We start from the raw sequence: 18,056 nt of genomic DNA on the forward strand, positions 1-18,056 counted from the left end.
TGGTCAGAGTTCTTTCTGACCGTACTGGTCTCGCAGGACATTTTTCTGCACTTTCCCCATCGTATTGCGTGGCAGTTCGTCGAGGAACAGAATGCGGCGCGGCACTTTAAAGCCCGCCAAATGTTCGCGACACACTGATGCCAGTGATTCAGCAGTGATCGTGTTGGCGCTGCCATCCGCAACTATGGCGGCAGCCACACCTTCACCAAAGTCGGGATGCACAAAGGCAAAGACCGCGGACTCCAATACCCCCGGCAGCTCATTGAGCACCATCTCAATCTCTTTCGGATAAATGTTGTATCCACCGCTGATAATCAGATCTTTGGAGCGCCCGACAATACTGACGTAACCGGCGGCATTGATGGTGCCCAGATCTCCAGTGACAAAGAAACCATCGTCGGTGAACTCTTCCGCAGTTTTCTCTGGCATACGCCAATAACCCTGAAAGACATTCGGACCTTTGACCTGCAAACTGCCGACGCCATCTGTGTCACAAGGCTGATCGTTTTCATCCATGATTCGCACCTCAGTGCCCGGCAGCGGGAAGCCCACGGTGCCCGCGATACGCTGACCGTTCAATGGGTTAGAGGTGTTCATGCCGGTTTCGGTCATGCCGTAACGTTCGAGAATGGCTTTGCCCGTGCGTTGTTCAAATTCGGCGAATGTCTCTTCCAGCAGGGGGGCAGAACCGGAGATAAACAGGCGTACGTTTTCAGCTTTTTCCTGCGTGAATTCAGGTTCAGCCAGCAACCGCGTATAAAAGGTTGGAACACCCATCATCACGGTGGCTTCGGGCAGTGATTTCAGCGCTTCTGTCGCATCAAATTTGCTATAGAAGATCATCTCGCTGGCATTCAGCAGGGCACAACTACACGCTACAAACAGCCCGTGAACGTGGAAAATAGGCAGCATGTGCAGGAGCACATCCCCCTCTTTCCAGCCCCAGTAATCAAGCAGTGTCAGGCCGTTGTTCAGCAAGTTGTTGTGGCTGATCATCGCGCCTTTTGGACGCCCGGTTGTACCCGAGGTGTAGAGGATAGCGGCCAGATCATCGTCGTCCCGTTCAACGGTGACAAAATCACTGCTGTGATCGTTGGCCTGGGTGTTGAGCGTGCCTTGACCGTCGGTATTGAGCGTAAAGATACGCTGGCGAATACCGGTGCGTTCACGGATCGCTTCAAACACTGCTTTTTGCTTGTCGGCACAGACCACCACGGCGGGTTCGGCATTCTCGACGAAGTAGGCCAGCTCGTCCGGCGTATACGCCGTGTTCATCGGCAGGTACGTACCACCGGCGCGTAAAACACCCAGATATAACGCCAGAGCTTCACCGGATTTGTCGACCTGAACCGCAACGCGGTCACCCGCCTGAAGGCCAGACGAAGCTAATAATGTAGCGTACTGTCCCGAACGTGCATGTAACTCACCGTAAGTCATAGAGCTGTCGGTTTCGGGCATACGCAAGGCCGTGCGATCCGGATAAGGCGCAAAGCGCTCATAAAATGCCTGGTATAAATTCATGCATCTTTCCTCTTGTATTTGTTTTCAATGCATTTTGATTGTAATTACTAATTACACTACAATGCAATTTCAATTGAAACTAAATATAAAGCCAATCAATCATGAGCATAATAAAAAGAAGAGTGTTGTATGAGGAAGTGGCAGAGATCCTTGCGAGGATGATCTACGAGAGCCGGTTAGAACCCGGTCAGTGGATCGATGAGATGAAACTCTGCGATGAACTGGGAATCAGTCGTACGCCGTTGCGCGAAGCATTGAAGGTGCTGGCATCCGACGGTTTGGTGGAGTTAGTGCCACGCAAGGGCAGTTACGTTAAAAGCATCAGTCCGGAAGAGCTGGACGAACTGTTCCCGATCATGGCGTTGCTCGAAGGCTACTGCACACAACTGGTGGCGGAACGCGCCACCGGCAGTGAGTTACGCCGCTTGCGCCACCTGCACGATTGTCTGGAAGAGAGCGCCGCCAACGGTGATCTGGCCAGCTATTACGAGGAAAACATCGTTTTCCATGATGAGTTGAAAGCGGTCTCCGGGAACGAATGGTTGCAGCGGATTACGCTCGATCTATCCCGTGTTATCCGTCTGGCACGCCAGCAGCAACTCAAGCTGCAGGGGCGCTTACTCCACTCCCTGGAAGAGCACCGTAACATCATCACAGCGATTGAAGCGGGTGATGCAGCGGGTGCTAATCAGGCGATGCAGGTTCATTTGATAAATCAGTATGAAGCGCTGAAAGCCGCAATACTGGAGGACAGTGAAGATGAAGTGGATTAACCGTCTGATCGATTCTGTGGCCACCCGAGGCCGCGAACTGTTGCACGCTGAAGACCCGTCCCGCTTTGATATGGCCTACTCGCTGCAGGAAGATTGCACCGCGTTGCTGAATCAGCGAGGAGATGCCGTTGCGCTGGCGATTGCGCAGCAGATCCTGGACCGCTATGTGCGCCTGAGCACCGAAGAAAAGCTGAGCTTCTTTCAGTATCTGGCACGTGATCTGTCACCGGATTATGAAGCGTTAGGCAAACACGCGCAGGCGATGGATGCGGAACCCGATGCACGCACCTATCGTCGTTTGTTGGCGTCGCTGCGTCAGGGGCGCTGGACATTGTTCGAGCTGCTGAATATTCCTGGCGTTGGCACGCAGGCACTGGTTCGGATGCGGGAAGATCTGCTCGATCATCTGCAGGAGAATCCTGAGCTGAAAGCGGTCGATCTGGATCTTCAGACCATTCTGGAAGCCTGGTTTAACCGGGGGTTTCTGGAGTTTCGCGAGATCAACTGGCACACCCCGGCCGATGTACTGGAAAAACTGATTCGCTATGAAGCGGTGCACGAAATCCAGAACTGGCAGGACCTGAAACGGCGTCTGGCGTCTGATCGTGCCTGTTTTGCTTTCTTCCACCCGGCACTGCCGGATGAACCCCTGATTTTTGTTCAGGTGGGCTACACCGATGCAGTAAGTACGGCCATCGATCCGTTTCTCGATCAGGATCAGCCGGAAGTAGATGCCGATCAGGCTAACACGGCGATCTTCTACTCGATCTCCAACTGTCAGAAAGGCTTGCGGGGAATCTCCTTTGGCAACTTCCTGATTAAGCAGGTCGTGCAGCATATTCAGCAGAACCATCCGCATATCACCCAGTTCTCTACCCTGTCGCCGATTCCGGGGCTGAGCAGAGCGCTGAATAGCGAAAAGCTGGATGAAACCCGGCTGGAGCAGTTGGCGGGCAACCAGTTGGGCGAGCTGAAAGAGCGCTATCAGGTCTCCAGTTTACGGGATCTGCTACAGCATAAGGCGGACAAGCTGAGTGTTGATCATGCACCCACCGTATTGTTCATTGAAAAGTTGGGGCTGGCCTATCTGACGGAAGTTAAGCGGGAGAGTGAACCCTACGATCCGGTCGCACGTTTCCATCTGAGTAACGGGGCATCGATTTTCCGCATCAATGCGTTTGCCAACTGCCGCCCGTATGGGTTGAAAAGCAGCTACGGACTGATGGTGAATTACCTCTACGATCTGAGCCGGGTGGAGCAAAATCACGAGCAGTTTAAGCGTAACGGTACGATTGATGTCCACCGTGCTATGCGTAAAAAACTGGGCTAACGGGATGAAACTGGCAGCGTCGAACCTGACACGCGCCACTCAGCTGGCGGATCGGTTGTTAAGCCTGGAGGCGAAGCAACTGAAACCGCGTTCGGCGAGTTGGCAGGGGGTAAGTGGTGATCAGCCCCAGCGTGTTGCTATTTGGGCCAACCGACCAGAACATAAAGCGGGCAGTATCGACGGGACGTTGGGAGACGAGTTGCTGGCCTTTCTGGCTGATGCGGAAGCCGCGAAGGTTGATCGCATTATCCTGTGCCTCGACTCTGCCGGTGTGTCGTTGACGGATGACTGGCAGGGAATGCAACGCTGCGCCGCGGTGATCAAAGCCCTGCACCGGCTGAATATCCGCAGCCAGATCGTGACCGTCGCTGTACTGGGTGAAGAGGTGGGGTGTTTTGGCGGTGCTTTGCTCATTGCCGGGGCCTGTCAGTATCAGCTAGGTTCAGTCAATGGTCAGTATGGCGTTTCCGGCACACGGGTTATTACACAGTTAACCGGAGAAACACTCCATCAGGAACCGTTTTATTACAGCGCCATATACCGTTTGTTGAATACGGAACTGTCGGCATTGCTGCCGGATAATCCGGTGCAGGTTATGAACTTGCTGCTGGCACTGCCTGTGAATCCAATGACTCTGTTAGGTCTGCGTCAGCGTTTGGATGGTCTACTGCAAAAAAGTGCAGAAGATCATGCTGCTCTAATCAATTCGGGACATTTTTCTGCGGGGGTACCACAGGCGGATGCGGAGCAAACTGATGCATTGGGTTTCTCGGGAACCCAAGCGCTGGGCTGTGATGAGCTGCTGGCGTTTTGTGATCAGTTATTGTCCCGGCTGGAAGCCAGTGAGTCGTTGCCGGTGCTGTCAGGTGATGCGGTTCAACAGTTTAGTCTGAGCAACGAGCAGCAGGGATTTTCTACTTATTTGAGTCTGACCTCAGCGATTTTACGTTATGCGGCGGAGCGTCAGCCCCCGTTAACCGTGAAGGTTGAGCAGGTTGGTAGTGGTGCAACTTTTATCGCGCTGTCCCTGATGGCCGATGAATTAGTGCTCGAAAAGCACGCCAGAATTTACTCCCTGCCCCCGGCGGTGATTGAGCAGTTTACTGGCAGGCCCGAACTGGAGACGCGTCAGGGCGTGGATTGGAAGACGGAAATGAGAGTGTAGGATAGGGTTTAGGGGCTGCCTAAGAAGGATGTTGTTGTATATAATTGCGATTGCTTATCAATTGAATTCTTCATATTGATCTAAAGCAAGGGCGGCTTATAATGGCGCCCGTATACTTATACCCCCAATTTAAATCCTATCTTCATCCTGCGCTCCATGTGTTCCAGTGCGGCTCTGATATATAAAGAACTTACGAATGGCAGATATTAATCTCTATAAAAGCTGGCATCTTGCGCGTACCGAGCATGATGCATACACAACCGAGTTTGAATGGGCGCTACTGCGTTTTCACGAAGCATTTCAGCGTTTTTGCCTGCAGGTTGGCAGCACTTCGGGATTAAGTAACCTGACCTATCACGAGCTGATTATTCTGCATGTTATCCGCATGCAGGACCGGCCGAAACCGGTGACTATTATTGCGCGACTGCTGAACCGGGACGATATCCCGAACATTCAGTACAGCCTGCGTAAGCTGGTGAACCTGGAACTGATTGAGAAAATGAAGGAACCTCATGGCAAAACGCACACCTATGCCATGACAGCGGAAGGGAAGAAGAAGGTTGATCGTTACGCAGAACTGCGCGAAACGTTGCTGACGACGCAGACCAACAGTATTGATCGTGTGGATCAAAAGCTGCTGGAGTCTGCCAAGCTGATCAGTTTGCTGACCGGAATTTATGATGAAGCGGGCCGTATCTCGGCTACGTATTCTTGCCCGGAAGACTGATCCCACGCGCTGCATGAATGCTGCCGGGTTTGTCTTTCAGGCCCGGCTGATAGGGCTGTTCAGCTCTTTGTCACCGACCCTCCCGCCGTAAAAAGACCTTCTGTTCAATAACGAATTATTCAAGTAATCTAACTGCTTGTATAAGAGTCTGTTGATCGCTGTAGAGAGACAGTGAGTTGATAGCACAGAGACAGCGTATCCCGGTTTGTCGTCGCGGGAACGCACCCATAATAAGAACAAAATACTGGTATGCAACGTGGCAAAGAAACTGATTGATGACATGAGCTTATACCGCTCATGGCACTTGGCGCGCACAGAACACGACGCGATTACAACCGAATTTGAGTGGGTGATGCTGCGCTTTAATGAAGCCTTTGAGCGCTTCTGTTTGCAGCTGGGGAGCACCGTTGGTTTAGGCAGCTTGTCCTACCAGGAACTGATTATCCTGAATGTGATCCGCATGCAGGATCGTCCTAAACCCGTCACGATTATCGCCCGCTTGCTGAACCGTGATGATATCCCAAATATCCAATACAGCCTGCGTAAGCTGGCCGGTCTGGAACTGATCATCAAAGAGAAAGAGCCGCAGGGTAAAAACTTCAACTACGCGATGACAGATGTGGGTCGCCAGAAGTTAAATCTCTATGCGGAGTTGCGCGGACGTTTGCTGACCGATCAGACCAGCAGTATCGATAAAGTGGACGAGAAACTGCAACAGACGGCCCGTCTGATCAGCATGCTAACCGGCATCTATGATGAAGCAGGCCGCATCTCTGCGACCTACTCCAGCGATCTGGCGGACGACTAAACGCTTAAGCGTTCAGCCGTTGCCGCGGTCAGAAAGTGATGGATCTGATCTGAAGTCAGGTCCATTGCCTGCTGGCGCGAGAAGTTACCGCGTGACGTCCCTTCCACACAGATAAATTCGATCTCATCCAGATTCAGAAAATCAGCGATGGCCTTAAACCATGGCTGTACCAAATCCATCTCTGAACCTGCAAACATGCCGCCCATTGATACACAGACCAAGGCCCGTTTCCCGGCGCACAGTCCCTGCAACTCGCCGTCTGCCACTTTGGTGAAGGTGCGGCCCACCCGTACAATCTGATCTATATACGCCTTCAGTGCCGAAGGCACATTGAAGTTGTACATCGGCACACCAAAGCAGAGCAGATCTGCGGCCATAAACTCCGCGATCAACTGGTCGCTGAGTACGGTGGCCCGTTTGGCCTGCAGCGATGGGCTGGGCGCAAAAAATCCCTCAATGGTATCCGCCGAGAGGTGTGGAACCTGGGTTTTAATCAGGTCCCGTTCCTGTAGCTGACCCTTGGGATAAGCACGGGCAAACTCCTGACGGAACTGCCGGGTCATATTGCGGGTGACCGAACTGTTCTGTCGGCTGCTGGCATCGATCACCAGAGCGCGCATCAGATGAGCCCTTTCTCTTTTGCCATCGTCAGCGCGAGGTCTTCGATCATGTCTTCCTGTCCACCGACTGTGCCGCGACGGCCCAGTTCAACCAGCAGATCACGTGCGGTAACGCCGTATTTAGCTTCAGCACGTTGTGTGAAGAGCAGGAAGGAGGAGTACACCCCGGCGTAACCCAGTGTCAGCGCATCGCGGTCCACCCGGATCGGCTGATCCATAAATGGCACCACCCGGTCTTCGGCCACATCCATGATCTTGTACAGATCAATGCCGTGATCCGCCTGCATGCGCTCCAGCACCGCTACAAAGACTTCCAGCGGCGTGTTGCCGGCACCAGCACCCAAGCCTGCGACGGAACCGTCGATACGAATCGCACCGGCATCCACCGCAGCCAGTGAGTTCGCAATCGCCATGCCCATGTTGTGGTGACCGTGGAAACCGATCTGGGTATTAGGATTCAGCTCAGCACGCAGCAGACCGATCTTTTCGGTCACTTCATCCGGCAGCATGTAACCGGCGGAATCGGTGCAGTAGATGCAGTTTGCACCGTAGGATTCCATCAGGCGGGCCTGCTCCAGAATCTTCTCCGGGGTGGCCATGTGCGCCATCATCAGGAAACCGACGGTATCCATTTCCAGCTTGGCGGCTAAGCCAATGTGCTGCTCGGAGACATCGGCTTCAGTGCAATGGGTGGCGACACGGATGGTGTTGACGCCCAGATCTTTTGCCATGCGCAGATGATCAACGGTTCCGATCCCCGGCAACAGCAGCGCGGAGACCTTGGCGTTTTTCATTTTCGGAATAACCGCACCCAGATACTCTTCGTCGCTGTGCGCCGGAAAACCGTAGTTCACGGAGGTGCCACCGAGACCGTCACCGTGGGTGACTTCGATCAGTGGCATACCGGCTTCATCCAAGCCAGTGGCTACGTCTACCATCTGATCCAGAGAGATCTGGTGACGTTTCGCATGCATGCCGTCACGCAGGCTCATGTCGTGAAGGATGACTTTTTTATCTTTCAAATTCATAACGTTATCCTCCGCTTAACCGCGATTGGGCAGGGTGATGGAACCGTTCGCCGCTTCTTCGGCAAACATCTCAGCGGTGCGCAAACCGGCCGCTGTCATGATGTCCAGATTGCCCGCATATTTCGGCAGGTAGTCACCCAGACCTTCCACTTCCATAAACATGGAGACACGGTTGCCATCGAACACCGGCCCGTTCACCAGACGGTAACCCGGTACGTATTTCTGCACCTCTTTCACCATCGCATGCACCGATTCCGTGATCGCCGCTTCGTTTGGCGTCTCTTTGGTCAGGCAGTGCACGGTGTCACGCATGATCAGCGGTGGCTCAGCGGGGTTGATAATGATGATCGCTTTGCCTTTGTCGGCACCGCCGACTTTCTCTACCGCACCGGCCGTGGTGCGGGTGAATTCGTCGATGTTTTTACGCGTACCGGGACCGGCGGAACGGGAGGATACGGTGGCGATAATCTCGCCGTATTCCACGTCCTGAACCTGAGATACGGCGGCCACCATTGGGATGGTCGCCTGACCACCACAGGTCACCATATTGACGTTCATCTCCAGGTTTTGTGCGTGTTCAGCCAGATTCACCGGTGGTACACAGAACGGACCAATCGCAGCGGGGGTCAGATCGATCATGATCACACCCAACTCGTTCAGCTTGCGGCTGTTCTCTGCATGCACGTACGCTGAAGTCGCATCAAAGGCGACACGGATATCGTCTTCGATCACGTGGGGCAGCAGCCCATCCACACCTTCAGCAGTGGTTTTAATACCCATCTCCTGAGCGCGTTTCAGGCCATCGGATTCCGGGTCGATACCCACCATCCAAACCGGTTCAATCCACTCGGAGCGGAACATTTTGATCAGCAGATCGGTACCGATGTTACCCGGCCCGATGATTGCGGCTTTGAGTTTTTTACTCATCGTATTTCCCTCAAACAAACTTCACAGACGCGGAACCAATACCGCCGATAGAGACAGACATGTAGTCACCGGCCTGAACCGGCTCCAGTGGTACCAGTGAACCGGACAGAATCACTTCACCGGCTTTCAGCGGGATACCAAACTGGCCCAGCGTATTCGCCAGCCATGCCACACAATTGAGAGGGCTGCCCAGTGCGGCCGCACCTGCACCGGTGGAGATCACTTCGCCGTTTTTCTCCACCACCATGCCGCAGGTGCGCAGATCAATTTTGCGTGGATCGGCAGCTTGATCACCGAGGATAAACAGACCGCACGAAGCGTTATCTGCCACGGTGTCCTGAATTTTGATCTGCCAGTTTTCAACACGGGAATCGACCACCTCAAAGCACGGCACAACGAAGTCGGTCGCTGCCAGTACCTGAGCGTTGGTTACGCCGGGGCCCATCAGGTCTTTCTTTAGGATGAAGGCGATCTCACCTTCGGCTTTGGGTTGGATCAGCTGTTCGCTAATCGGCATCTCCTGACCCTGGCTAAACGCCATTTTGTCTGTGAGATATCCGAAATCGGGTTGGTGCACATTCAGCATGTTCTGCACCGCTTTGGAAGTGATGCCGATCTTTTTGCCGATCACCACTTCGCCCTGTTTTTTGCGCATCTCCAGCAGGGCGGTGGAAATATGGTAGGCGTCTTCGACGGTCATATCGGGCGCTTCGCTGGTCAGCGGCGCAATGGGTGCGCGCTCACGCAAAGCCCCCAGAATACGCTCGGCGTATCCCTGAATCTGTTCTGTATTCATAGTTCACCCTAACGCTCAAAGGTCTCCCAAATGGGAAAAAAGGGGCACCGTAGCGGTGCCCAAAAGTGCAAGATAACAAGTGCAGTATCTTGGTTCAGGATCGATTCTTAGTGTGTTCTCAGGTTATCTGGGGGAGAGGGATAGCCGTCTTATTCGACCAGATTATGGCCCCAGATTTTGGGTGCGTTATACAGCTCCACATCCCAGGCATCGCTGTCGTGAATCTCAGCACCGCCGTAGCCATACTCGATCGCAAATCCGGCCGGAGTCACCATATAGAAAGAGGTCATCTTGTCGTTGGTGTGTTTGCCCAGTGTGAGTACCAGCGGTACGTCCAGCTCGGATACACGGTCGTAAGCGCGACCCACATCATCAATATCTTCAGCCTGCAGCATAAAGTGGTTCAGCTCTCCGGCTTCGGTTCCGAAGCACGGGTTACAGACGGCTACAGAGTGATGGCGGGGGTTGCAGTGCAGGAAGGTCGCTTTTGCCACGTCCCAATGGATGTAGTCGGAGATCTTCATGCCCAGCGCTTCGCGGTAGAACTTCACGGCGGCCTGCGTATCTTCGTGACACATCAGAATGTGTCCCATGCCCAGATCGCCGGTGTTGAATGCGCCAAAACGCGGGCAGCTCGGGGTATATGGCTGGTTGTCATGGAACGGGGAGAGGCAAACTTCGAACGGTACATTGTCCGGGCCGCGGAACTTCATCAACTCCAGTACCATGCGGTCCTGTTTATCGGCTTCGGAGGCCATCTCCACGCCAATACCCATGCCTTGCAGGTGGTTGTAGAGCGCCTGAAACTGGTCAATGGTATCCACTTCCCAGCCGATGTAGGCCAGAGAGTCCTGATCACTGTCGACAAAACTCAGACGGTGATGATGACCGTCCATTCGCAGGTTGATCTGTCCGTCAGCGCTATCGCTGCGCTGTTCCAGACCCAGAATGTCAAAAAGGATGGTACGCCACTGGGATACATCGGCCACGTTAAAGCCCAGATAGGCGAGTTTGGTTACTCCGGCCATGATAAAGCCCTCTTATTGCTCTTATTGTTGTTTTTCGAGAGATCGGTTTAGGTACAGCGAAATCTGGAACACCGGCAGAGATCAGCCCTCCGATTGCGCTGTGGATAACTTACGCGTGAGCGGTATCAAACAGCTCGACGTGAATGTTTTCACCTTTCACACCCAGCTCTTCCAGATGTTCACGCGCGGCTTCGTTCATAGCCGGCGGTCCACACAGGTAAGCGATGGTGTCTTCGGTGATATCGTCTTTGGTGATCGAATATTGGGCACGCATGGTTAGGCCGTCCCAGTCACCTTCTGGACGGGAGACACAGGTGCGCACGTCAAGGTTGCGCATCCAGTTGCCGCGCAGCTCCAGCTCGTCCTGTGCAAACAGGTCTTTTTCAAAGGAGCAGCCAAAAGCCAGAATGACCGGTTTGCGACGGAAGTTGGACAGGCGCAGGGTGTCGATCATCGACATCATCGGTGCAAGGCCGGTACCGCCTGCAATCATAATCTGCGGGACTTTCTCTTCACGCAGATAGAACACGCCGTACGGTCCGTCGATCTCAAGCGTGTCGCCCACTGCGGCGCGGTCGCGCAGGTAGTTGGACATCACCCCGTCATCTAGCACACGGATATAGAAGGTCAGTTCCGGTAGATCTCGCACGGTGCTGGACATGGAATAGGAGCGCCACTCTTCGGTGCCCGGTACTTTCAACTGTACATACTGACCGGCTTCGAAGTTTTCCATCTCGGCATCTTCGTCCAGCTCGGCGGTGATGCGTACGGTGTTGTGGTTGACCCATTCCAGCTCTTCAATGGTGATGACACTCTGGCTGGCCGCATGGTCTTCGGAAAACGTGCTTGGGTAATCGAGATCGACGACACAATCGGTATCGGCATATGCGGTGCAGGTCAGGCGGAAACCTTCCCGTGCTTCACTCGGTAACAGTGACATAACTCGGTCACTGTCCATGGATACATCACCGGTATCTACACGACAGATGCAGCTGGCACAGCTGCCTGTGAGACACTGGTGGACGATCGGGACTTCGTTGTTTCGTGCCACATCCAGCAGGGTATCCCCCTCGCCAGAGATCGCTTCGAATTCAACGCCGTCGTTAAAACGATAGGTGACTTTAGACGTCACTTCCTGCACAGCAACTGCTTCGGCTGAAGACATAATATGTCCTCCGATTTTCTTATTATTGGAAGCGAGGTTGTGTGATGCACATGCGTGATCACACAACCTCTGTCGTCAGGCTTTTTAGGGAAAGCCCTCCGGGAAGCGCCGACTAGCAGCGCCTCAGGTAGAGCTTGGATCAGCTCTTGTCGTACTTGCGGCCTGTGGCGTAGGCATCCATGCCCGGCCAGTCACCCAGTGCGGCCGCTGCCAGATCTTTACTCTGACCTTTCTTCGCGCCGTTCACGCCACGTGGTGGCTGAGCGATACCGCGGTTGAAGTTGGAGGCACATTTACGCCATACGATCACGGAGGCATCCATGTCGGCCAGCTGCTCATCATCCCAACCGGTGCCATCTGCGTAGAAATTCTGCATCGCATCACGCGCCATCAGGTCACAGTCGTTGAAACCTTCCAGACACATTGGCTTGTAGAGGTTTTCGAAGCGGTAATCGAACTCCTTCTTCTCCTCTTCGGTGTTGCACTTCTTCACCAGAACTTCCCAGTATTCGTAGGTGTCATCCGTGATTGGGATGTACCACTCGTACTGTACGACGTGCTCTTCCGGCCAGTTCTCTACCATCAATACGCCTGGCATAAACATGGAAGTACGGAAGTATTTCGGATTTTGACCGTAGGCTTTGATATCCAGAATCGGGTTTTCCAGAATCGGCTCATAGGAGTCAGTGAAGTAACGGTTGAGGAAACCCTGAGGACCGTCTTCGTCTTCGATGATCGCAATTGCCTGATCATCCAGCGGTTTGATACCCAGCGGTACTGCCCACTCTTTGGCCTGCACAATCGCGTTATCGCGGTGGATCAGCAGGTGACCGGCATCAAAACCGTTTTCACAGGCCAGACGCCAGTTAGCGTTACCCGTGCGGTGCATACCGCGGATGATGACACCGTCGTCCAGAATGGATGGGGTGTCAGGCCACAGCGGATGCGGGAATTTGTCGTTGTTTTCCGGGAAACGGATCGGCAGATCGTTTTTCAGCGGTGGGATCTCTTCGTCCCAGTCCTCTTCGCAAACAAATACGAAGATCATGCCGTTCACTTCTTCCACGGCAAATTTCTGAATACCGGTGGTACCGATCAGTTTGTCGTCCGGTGCGGCGACGATGGTGCTCAGTTCGCCGTCGTCCAGATTAAAGGTGAAACCGTGGTACCAGCAGGTGATGGTTTCGTCGTTCAGGCACATCGGCTTGGCAGAGAAACGTACCCCGCGGTGCAGACACTGATCCAGCAGGGCATGCACGGTGCCTTTGGCACGACGCAGAACGATAGGAACGCCCGCAATCTGAATGCCTTTCACTTCGCCTTCAGGCAGTTCATCACTGAACGCGGCTGGATACCAATGGTTGATGAAGCCCCACTCGGCTTCCATGTATGGCTGGTACTGCTTCTTGGTGCCCTTATCGTTGGCCACGCGTGCTTTTTTCTTATCAAAAGCCATCGAAGTTTCCTCACAAATTGTTTTTATTTTGAGATTTTCGGCAACGCCAGATGCGTTTGTCTAAATATTAGATTGAAAGTCGATAGAAATTCAATCGAAAAAAGAAATAAAAATTAATAATTATGGAAAATTTAGTGCCGGGTGACGTCAGAGACGGTTTCGATTTCGGGCAGATGCTCTTTCAGCGTCTTCTCAACAAAATCGACCAGTGTGCGTTCAGCGTTGCCACAACCCAGACAGTTCCCGCCAAACTTCAGGTAGACGGATTCTCCTTCAATACGATCCACAGCGACGCCGCCCTGATGTTCCGCCAGCGCAGGGTTTACGTGGCCTTCAAGGATGGCGGAGACTTTTAAAGACAGGTCCGCATCGGCCGGTAAATCAGGCATGGTTTTGATATTGGGGGCTTTCAGATGCAGGTTGCCGCCCATGCGATTGGTGCGGTAATTGATCGCCAATCCGTCGATAAAAAGGGCGAGGCTGCGGCTGTATCTGAGATTAAAATCGCCGTATTGATGAACTTCGTCATCGTCGGTGGTTTCTTTGTTGAAGGTGATAAATGCCTGTGACAGCGAGGTGCCGGGATGGCTGACACCGATGCGAAGATCGGGATTGCCCTCGTTGGTGGCTACTTGGCTCAGGTAATCCTGAGCAGTATCGGTCAGCTGAATATCTGCACGCATACGAATGTCTCCGGTCTGAAATGGCACGGGGAAGCATGACAAGCGCAGATTAAGCAGGCTGCCGGAGCTGAATGTAACGCTGTCGTTCGATACAGTTCCGGCAGGTGTTAAGTCTGCTTAATCAAATGCTGTCACGCTTCTTCCTGCAGGAACTGCAGGACTAAATGGTTAAAACGTGGGCCTTGCTCGATCTGAGTCCAATGGCCGCAATTACCGAACAGGTGCATCTGGGCGTTCGGGATCTTTTTGAACAGGCTTTCGGATACAGATACCGGTACGACGCGATCATCACGGCCATGCACAATCAGTACCTGCTGCTCGATGCCTGCCAGATCGGCATCGGATACCACCTGCTTGTCGGCCCAGCGCTGGTAAGGCTGCGGGAATACGCGCTCGAAGCGTTCCTGAAAACCAGGACGCATGGTGGCGTTGTAACGCAGCTCTGCCAGCTCATCGGTGGCGATAGACTGATCAAAGGCCATGATGCCGAGGATCTCTTTCATTGCCGCCATGGAGGGTTTGTAGCCCCACAGTTTCATCAGGTTTTCGCTGACCGTGAATGGCTGTCCACCACTGCCCATCAGCACCATACGGCCGACCCGTTCCGGGTATTTGACTGCCAGTGCCAGCGACAGGGAGCCGCCAAAGGAGTTACCGATAAAGTCGGCCTGCTCGATATCCAGCGCATCCATGAAGCGGATGATCTGGCTGATCCAGGATTCCATGTGCTCGTATTCATAATCATCAGCACATTCGGTGTAACCAAAGCCCACCAGATCCGGTGCCAGCACACGGCGGAACTCGGACAGCATTGGAATTGCATTACGCCAGTTGGCCCACGCGGTGACACCTGCGCCGGAACCGTGCAGCAAAATCACCGGACGGCCTTCGCCCTGATCGTGATAGTTGACCTGCATATCGCCGAGGTCGAGCGTGTTGGCAATCTCTGGTGAATCGCTCATGGTGTTCGCTCCTGTCTGGCAGCCGATTCAGAGGGCTGCGCGGGTTAAATTCAGGGTAGGGGTTCTGTCTGAAATAGAGCCGGAGGCGTGTCATAGCCGCTTCAAGCCCGATTTCAGGCAAAACCGCCCCCGCTACGGCTCTCGCAAGCCGCAGTGAAGGGGGATCGGGGGAGGTTTCTTTTGCCTCGTACTAAGTGACGTTAGCCGTCGTCTTAGCGTGCACCTTTACGCAGGGAAGACAGACTGACGTCGTCTGCATCCATGCCTGCAGTGTTGGTGCTCCACGTATCTGTATCCGGGAAGAACACAGTGGCGTGGTTACGCTTGAAGTCGATGGTCACACCGGATGTAGTACGTACATCACGGAAGCCGTCTTCACCCGTGCCCGGGTAGGAGTGGAACTGGAACATCTTCCAGAATTCACCTTTTTTGTCGTACGCTTCGCCGATATGAATACGTGGATACTGGGTATCAACGTACAAAATCTTCTTCGAGTACGGGTGCTCATCCGGTGTGGTTGCTTCGATCACGTAAACTTCACGCGGCTCGTAGTTATCTTTGGAGAAGTTCCAGTAAGGCGCGTTATCCAGATCAAGCGTTGGGAACTCGGCTTTCTGATCATCCGCACCCTTTTTCCAGGCACTGTGCTTGCCGTGGGCTGACGCCAGAATGTGACGTTTGCCGATCAGCTTGTAGCCTTTGTACCAGGATGGGTTAGCGTTGAAGATCTCGATGTCATCGGACAACTGATCCGTACCACCGATTGGGTCCATCCAGGCACCACCGGACAAACGACGGGTCCGGCGTACCGCGCGGATATAGGCCCAGATATCTTCCATTTTGTCGGAGTCGTGACGGATAGAGAACGTACCTAGACCTTTGATATCGCGCGGTGCGGTCGCGAAGAACAGAGTGCGGCTCAGTTCCGTACCATCACCGTCAGATGCGCTATCGCCGGTCAGGCGGCCGTTCATGGTGTAACGGATAAACTTCCAGTTCTGGATACGTTCGATGCCGGAGTCGCCATCGATCATCACGTAAGCCACGTTAGGTACATTCATCACGTCGCCGCGTGGGTTACCGTAGTACCAGTTCCAGATGATCTTTTCGGCAGCGGCCGGATCTTTATCATCGACATTCGGGAACGGCGCTCCGCCAGTCCAACCTTCTACCTGACGGGTATCCGGGTTGATTTTGGCTTTGCCTACATTGGCCTGTGAACGGGCAATCCATTTGGCGTCCATCTCCACTTTCTGGGAGTGTACCAGCGGCAGTTCTAAGCCACTGGTACGGATACGCCACTCGATTTTTTCAGTCAGCAGATCTTTGATCTTGTGACCTTCAAAGGTGTCCTCTGACAGCTGGTCGATATTAGCTGCGTTGATCACCGTACCTTCTTTTACTTCTGCCGCCATAGCCGCAGAAGCACTCATTGCCAGCAGGGAAGCGGCGATGCTGCTGAGCAGTGTCTTTTTAAATTTCATAATCTTCACCCTCAAACCTTGGTGTTTAGAACTGATAGGTTACGGTCACGGCAGCCTGATCGTTGCCTTTAAACCAACCGAACAAGCTGCTGTCCTGCGCCTGCATATCGCCGAAGTTGCGCTGTGAACCATCGTCGAAGAACAGATCCAGCTCACCCTTCACGCGCCAGTGATCACCCATGGTGTAAGTCACGCTTGGCACCACGAAGCCGCCACCGTATGTCAGGTCAAAACCGGTCACCAGCTCAGGTGTGACACGACCGTTCATATAGCTCGTACCCAAAATGAACGTCAGCAGGGAGCTGTGCTCTTTGCGATTTTCAGGCTGACCAACCAGCAGTTTCATGCCGTCCTGATGATCCAGTACCCAGGTGTTAAACAGCTGAGTCGAGAAGAAAGCAGGTTTCTCGGTGCCTAGCAGGTCTTGGGTAAAGGCCAGGTTTTTATCGATACGGAACATGGTGCGCAGCACGTCGCTCTGTTCGATACCACAGAAACCGTCGAGTACGGTTTTACAGTTACCCGGGGTGAATTTTCCGTTAGAGTCGCCCACGTTAAATGGCGCGTCTTTGATGTACGCAAACTCCGTACTCCAGACGAAATCACCCGCTTCGGAATAACCGTTCAGGGTGAAACCCAACACATCAATCGTTGGGAAGATAACTTCGCCGAATGTGGAGGCCTGATTGCTGGTGTAGGCTCCGTTAAATGCCGAAGCGTTGGCGAAGGCCGGGTTGGCATTCATCACCGGGTCCGGGTTGAAGGTACGCAGGTAGGCGAGGGAGTAGCCCAGATCGTTATAGGTACCGTTCCAGCGAATGCCGTACGTGGCATCGTCGGTATCAGCATCCGGGTGATCATAGGAGTACGGCGTCGCCCCTGGGAAATTAACGGTTTTATACGGTGCGTTGGACCAGCGACCGCCTTCGATATCGTAGCTGTTGCCGATCTGGTCATCGTTATCCCAACCCGGACGGTAAAGCAGCTGTAGCTGACCATCGGCTTCAGGGATGTCGATGATCGCATTGGCCATGATCAACGGTTTACGCAGATCTTCGTTGGCCGGTTCCAGAAAGGAACGCCAGCGGTAATCAAAACCGTGGATCATATCCAGTGCCTGAAAGAAGTCACTCTCCCCCCATGCGACTTGCTGCTTACCCAGTTTCAGCTGAACACGGTCGGTCAGGAAAATGTCCAGATAGGCTTCGCGCAGTTCCTCTTCGTCGTAGTAATCACGTGGACCCTGATTACCAAACGCACCACCGCTGTTGAGATCGCCACCGTAGGAGGTGGTCTGCTCACGGACTGCTCGTGCGACACCAATGAACGCCACGTCATCGGTCAGCTCCGCATTCCACTCCAACTGCAGAGTGGTACGGTTCATCGACATGTCGCCTTTGGCGTCCATCGGACCACCGGGACCAATCGGTTCGTCCAGATTCCAGGACATGTGCTGGCGGATAAACCCGTCCAGCTGGACCGGGCCCAGTTCGTATGAAGCCTGCGCAGGCATGGAGGAGATCCCCATTGCGACTGCGACTGCCAGGCCGAGAGACTTGCATTTATTCTTATTATTCATGATC

The 18,056-nt window shown here is 53.7% G+C and carries 17 protein-coding genes and 1 pseudogene; 5 read left to right on the plus strand and 13 right to left on the minus strand.

What is annotated here, in order from left to right; all coding sequences use genetic code 11:
- Positions 1–3: 3 nt before the first annotated feature.
- The gene (locus IOQ59_RS17360) at positions 4–1,521 is read right to left on the minus strand and encodes a malonate--CoA ligase (protein WP_193954725.1); all 1,518 of its coding nucleotides are present in this window, start codon (positions 1,519–1,521) and stop codon (positions 4–6) included.
- Between the two features lie 101 nt (positions 1,522–1,622).
- On the opposite strand from IOQ59_RS17360, the gene IOQ59_RS17365 reads away from it, so the two are divergent.
- The 5 genes from IOQ59_RS17365 to IOQ59_RS17385 all read left to right on the plus strand — a co-directional run bounded on the left by IOQ59_RS17365 (position 1,623) and on the right by IOQ59_RS17385 (position 6,324).
- On the plus strand, positions 1,623–2,294 hold the full coding sequence (locus IOQ59_RS17365) for a GntR family transcriptional regulator (protein WP_193954726.1): 672 nt from the start codon (positions 1,623–1,625) through the stop codon (positions 2,292–2,294).
- Positions 2,281–3,624 carry a malonyl-CoA decarboxylase domain-containing protein gene (locus tag IOQ59_RS17370; protein WP_193954727.1) on the plus strand — a complete coding sequence of 448 codons (1,344 nt, stop codon included), beginning with the start codon at positions 2,281–2,283 and terminating at the stop codon, positions 3,622–3,624. The genes IOQ59_RS17365 and IOQ59_RS17370 overlap by 14 nt, the downstream gene beginning before the upstream one ends.
- Before the next feature lie 4 nt (positions 3,625–3,628).
- Positions 3,629–4,789: a Clp protease/crotonase-like domain-containing protein gene (locus IOQ59_RS17375; protein WP_193954728.1), complete on the plus strand. Its 1,161-nt coding sequence runs from the start codon at positions 3,629–3,631 to the stop codon at positions 4,787–4,789.
- A 196-nt stretch (positions 4,790–4,985) separates the two neighbouring features.
- Complete coding sequence (locus IOQ59_RS17380) at positions 4,986–5,516, plus strand: winged helix DNA-binding protein (protein WP_193954729.1); 531 nt, start codon at positions 4,986–4,988, stop codon at positions 5,514–5,516.
- Positions 5,517–5,772: 256 nt separating this feature from the next.
- Positions 5,773–6,324 carry a winged helix DNA-binding protein gene (locus tag IOQ59_RS17385; protein WP_371871889.1) on the plus strand — a complete coding sequence of 184 codons (552 nt, stop codon included), beginning with the start codon at positions 5,773–5,775 and terminating at the stop codon, positions 6,322–6,324.
- Here IOQ59_RS17385 and IOQ59_RS17390 read toward each other — a convergent pair.
- The 12 genes and pseudogenes from IOQ59_RS17390 to IOQ59_RS17440 form a co-directional block, all read right to left on the minus strand.
- The gene (locus IOQ59_RS17390) at positions 6,321–6,944 is read right to left on the minus strand and encodes an FMN-dependent NADH-azoreductase (protein WP_193954730.1); all 624 of its coding nucleotides are present in this window, start codon (positions 6,942–6,944) and stop codon (positions 6,321–6,323) included. The two genes, IOQ59_RS17385 and IOQ59_RS17390, sit on opposite strands and share 4 nt — an antisense overlap.
- A complete protein-coding gene (gene dmpG, locus IOQ59_RS17395) occupies positions 6,944–7,972 on the minus strand; it encodes a 4-hydroxy-2-oxovalerate aldolase (RefSeq protein WP_193954731.1) in 1,029 nt (342 codons plus the stop codon). Before dmpG ends, IOQ59_RS17390 begins: the two co-directional genes overlap by 1 nt.
- Positions 7,973–7,987: 15 nt before the next feature.
- Positions 7,988–8,899, minus strand: a complete 912-nt coding sequence (locus IOQ59_RS17400; protein ID WP_193954732.1) for an acetaldehyde dehydrogenase (acetylating) — start codon at positions 8,897–8,899, stop codon at positions 7,988–7,990.
- Between the two features lie 10 nt (positions 8,900–8,909).
- Positions 8,910–9,695 (minus strand): 2-oxopent-4-enoate hydratase, encoded by a 786-nt coding sequence (gene dmpE, locus IOQ59_RS17405; protein ID WP_193954733.1) that lies wholly within the window; start codon positions 9,693–9,695, stop codon positions 8,910–8,912.
- Between the two features lie 149 nt (positions 9,696–9,844).
- Positions 9,845–10,723, minus strand: a complete 879-nt coding sequence (locus IOQ59_RS17410; protein ID WP_193954734.1) for a VOC family protein — start codon at positions 10,721–10,723, stop codon at positions 9,845–9,847.
- Positions 10,724–10,832: 109 nt separating this feature from the next.
- Entirely contained in the window at positions 10,833–11,888 is a 1,056-nt protein-coding gene (locus IOQ59_RS17415; RefSeq protein WP_193954735.1) for an FAD-binding oxidoreductase, read from the minus strand.
- Positions 11,889–12,027: 139 nt separating this feature from the next.
- Positions 12,028–12,936, minus strand: coding sequence for an SRPBCC family protein (locus IOQ59_RS17420; RefSeq protein WP_371871892.1), 909 nt, complete (start codon positions 12,934–12,936; stop codon positions 12,028–12,030).
- 84 nt (positions 12,937–13,020) lie between these two features.
- A pseudogene (locus IOQ59_RS21665) lies at positions 13,021–13,344 on the minus strand (Rieske 2Fe-2S domain-containing protein); the annotation flags it as partial.
- Positions 13,345–13,475: 131 nt separating this feature from the next.
- Positions 13,476–14,027: a NifU family protein gene (locus IOQ59_RS17425; protein ID WP_193954737.1), complete on the minus strand. Its 552-nt coding sequence runs from the start codon at positions 14,025–14,027 to the stop codon at positions 13,476–13,478.
- Between the two features lie 131 nt (positions 14,028–14,158).
- Complete coding sequence (locus IOQ59_RS17430; RefSeq protein WP_193954738.1) at positions 14,159–14,989, minus strand: alpha/beta fold hydrolase; 831 nt, start codon at positions 14,987–14,989, stop codon at positions 14,159–14,161.
- Positions 14,990–15,201: 212 nt separating this feature from the next.
- Positions 15,202–16,473, minus strand: a complete 1,272-nt coding sequence (locus tag IOQ59_RS17435; RefSeq protein WP_193954739.1) for a DUF1329 domain-containing protein — start codon at positions 16,471–16,473, stop codon at positions 15,202–15,204.
- A gap of 25 nt (positions 16,474–16,498) precedes the next feature.
- Entirely contained in the window at positions 16,499–18,052 is a 1,554-nt protein-coding gene (locus IOQ59_RS17440) for a DUF1302 family protein (RefSeq protein WP_193954740.1), read from the minus strand.
- Positions 18,053–18,056: the final 4 nt, after the last annotated feature.

The sequence above is a fragment of the Pontibacterium sinense genome, assembly GCF_015209595.1.
Taxonomy (GTDB): domain Bacteria; phylum Pseudomonadota; class Gammaproteobacteria; order Pseudomonadales; family Balneatricaceae; genus Pontibacterium; species Pontibacterium sinense.

What these genes read in the sequence shown, in the direction of transcription:
- IOQ59_RS17360 (WP_193954725.1), bottom strand. Translation starts at nt 1,521, where the DNA reads ATGAATTTATACCAGGCATTTTATGAGCGCTTTGCGCCTTATCCGGAT.
- IOQ59_RS17365 (WP_193954726.1), top strand. Translation starts at nt 1,623, where the DNA reads ATGAGCATAATAAAAAGAAGAGTGTTGTATGAGGAAGTGGCAGAGATC.
- IOQ59_RS17370 (WP_193954727.1), top strand. Translation starts at nt 2,281, where the DNA reads ATGAAGTGGATTAACCGTCTGATCGATTCTGTGGCCACCCGAGGCCGC.
- IOQ59_RS17375 (WP_193954728.1), top strand. Translation starts at nt 3,629, where the DNA reads ATGAAACTGGCAGCGTCGAACCTGACACGCGCCACTCAGCTGGCGGAT.
- IOQ59_RS17380 (WP_193954729.1), top strand. Translation starts at nt 4,986, where the DNA reads ATGGCAGATATTAATCTCTATAAAAGCTGGCATCTTGCGCGTACCGAG.
- IOQ59_RS17390 (WP_193954730.1), bottom strand. Translation starts at nt 6,944, where the DNA reads ATGCGCGCTCTGGTGATCGATGCCAGCAGCCGACAGAACAGTTCGGTC.
- dmpG (WP_193954731.1), bottom strand. Translation starts at nt 7,972, where the DNA reads ATGAATTTGAAAGATAAAAAAGTCATCCTTCACGACATGAGCCTGCGT.
- IOQ59_RS17400 (WP_193954732.1), bottom strand. Translation starts at nt 8,899, where the DNA reads ATGAGTAAAAAACTCAAAGCCGCAATCATCGGGCCGGGTAACATCGGT.
- dmpE (WP_193954733.1), bottom strand. Translation starts at nt 9,695, where the DNA reads ATGAATACAGAACAGATTCAGGGATACGCCGAGCGTATTCTGGGGGCT.
- IOQ59_RS17410 (WP_193954734.1), bottom strand. Translation starts at nt 10,723, where the DNA reads ATGGCCGGAGTAACCAAACTCGCCTATCTGGGCTTTAACGTGGCCGAT.
- IOQ59_RS17415 (WP_193954735.1), bottom strand. Translation starts at nt 11,888, where the DNA reads ATGTCTTCAGCCGAAGCAGTTGCTGTGCAGGAAGTGACGTCTAAAGTC.
- IOQ59_RS17420 (WP_371871892.1), bottom strand. Translation starts at nt 12,936, where the DNA reads ATGATCTTCGTATTTGTTTGCGAAGAGGACTGGGACGAAGAGATCCCA.
- IOQ59_RS17425 (WP_193954737.1), bottom strand. Translation starts at nt 14,027, where the DNA reads ATGCGTGCAGATATTCAGCTGACCGATACTGCTCAGGATTACCTGAGC.
- IOQ59_RS17430 (WP_193954738.1), bottom strand. Translation starts at nt 14,989, where the DNA reads ATGAGCGATTCACCAGAGATTGCCAACACGCTCGACCTCGGCGATATG.
- IOQ59_RS17435 (WP_193954739.1), bottom strand. Translation starts at nt 16,473, where the DNA reads ATGAAATTTAAAAAGACACTGCTCAGCAGCATCGCCGCTTCCCTGCTG.
- IOQ59_RS17440 (WP_193954740.1), bottom strand. Translation starts at nt 18,052, where the DNA reads ATGAATAATAAGAATAAATGCAAGTCTCTCGGCCTGGCAGTCGCAGTC.